General features: G+C 45.7%; 1 protein-coding gene. It reads left to right on the top strand.

Annotation, left to right across the window (positions count from 1 at the left end; all coding sequences use genetic code 11):
• Positions 1-132 precede the first annotated feature (132 nt).
• Positions 133-1395, top strand: a complete 1263-nt coding sequence (locus tag QJ48_RS01515; RefSeq protein WP_054971903.1) for an IS110 family transposase — start codon at positions 133-135, stop codon at positions 1393-1395.
• The last annotated feature ends 449 nt before the right edge of the window (positions 1396-1844 follow it).

The following is a 1844-nucleotide window of genomic DNA, read 5'->3' as shown; positions in this document are numbered from 1 at the left end:
ATTTTCACGGGTTTCAAAGTATTCCTGTAAGTCGCTAATTTTGGATTTTGTTAAAAAGGAGCGCTCTCCGGTATGATGAATTTATGGGGCCTAGACAACCCAAATTCAATCTATACGGAGGCGCTCTTATTTATGAAGTTTAAACAAAGCGACAAACAAAATCAACGTATTGAAAAAATTACAACCGACCATCTTATTATTGGCATCGATATTGCCAAGTTTTCTCACGTTGCCCGTGCTGTCGATTTTCGTGGGATCGAACGCGGCCACTATCTTGCCTTCTCTAACGATCATATCGGCTTTAAAGCCCTATTCCAGTGGATACAAGCTCTGATGGATCAGCATCACAAAACGAAGGTGCTCATCGGTGTTGAACCCACGGGGCACTACTGGCTCAATCTCGCCTTCTGGCTTCAAGAAAGGCAACTCGAGCTCGTTCTCGTTAATCCTTTTCATGTCAAACGCAATAAGGAAAATAGAGATAACTCCCCCACGAAAAACGATGTCAAGGATGCCCTTGTCATTGCCGATATGGTGAAGAACGGTTATTACTCCAAGGTTCGTATGTTACCCGAGTCCTATCGGGAGATTCGGCAGTTGGTTCATGCCCGTGAGTTCATCCTAAAGCAATCCGGTGCTGTAAAAAACCAAATTCATCGTTGGGTCGATATGCATTTTCCCGAGCTCGGTCTTGTCTTTAAGGACGTGACGTGCAAAACGGCCTTAGCGACACTTGCTTTGTTTCCACTTCCATCTGACATTCGCGATCTATCTCCGACCTTTATCGTCTCTCAATGGAAAAAGAAGCTCAAACGAGCGAGCTTGAGCACCGCTAAAGCCTTAATCGAATCGGCTAAGCGCTCTACAGGGCTCCCCGGATGCTCCATGTCTTCAAAGGTCTGCGTTCATCTGCTATTAAGTCAGCTGGATTTCTTTCAGCAGCAGCTCGCTGAACTGGAAGAGAAACTGGGAGCTCAGATTCAATTGATTCCAACCACTCCTTCACTTCGTACGTTTAAAGGGATCAGCGATATGACGCTGGCTACCTTATATAGCGAAGCCGGTGATCTTAGACAATTCCAGCACGGATCGCAGCTTCTTCGGTTGGCCGGTTTACATCTATCTGAGAATAGTTCAGGGCTTCGTAAAGGAGAAGTAACCATTACCAAACGCGGCAGACCCGGCCTCCGTCGCATCTTATTTTTAACCGTTTTGCATCTAGTCGCTGCCAATCCAGAATTTAAGGCACTTCATGAACACAATAAGCATGTCAAGAAGATGAAGGGAATGCAGTCTTTGATGAAGCTTTGCGGAAAACTCGCTCGCATCCTAGTCGCCCTGGCAAAGGATAACCAAACCTATCTGCCGGAAAAAGTTAAGACCCTGGCTGCATAAGTAATCCTTGAACCAACGTAACATTCATCGTCATTTGGCTCATTCGCAGGATTCTACACAAAGAAAGCGCTGAGTACCGACTACGTTTCCGCCTAAAGGGCACAGACCCGTTTTCAAAGAGTTGTCGGCCTCCATCCCTTGGGTAGGTGTAACGAAGGAATGTAAGGGGATAAACCCGTTGAGACATGGGAGGGCGAACCCCCAGGGATAGATGGAGAATGCGCAGAGAAATGGGACTATATGGTATTTTAATTGAATACCTTTATTTCTCTATGCATACAATTCCCGAACGTCTGGTCCAGTCCCTTCGTTACTTTATTCAAAAGTTTCAGCATGAATAAGATCCTGCGAATGAGCGAGATAGAACGAGAAAACAGCATCATACTGAGGGAGGCGGACGTAAACTCTTACGGAATATACCCCACCTCTGTTTTGTCTGAGATTTTCTA

The sequence above is a fragment of the Paenibacillus sp. A3 genome, assembly GCF_001399685.1.
In the GTDB taxonomy this organism is placed as follows: domain Bacteria; phylum Bacillota; class Bacilli; order Paenibacillales; family NBRC-103111; genus Paenibacillus_G.
Note: the sequence above shows the minus strand (reverse complement) of the source record. Positions and strands in the feature narration are given on the sequence as shown.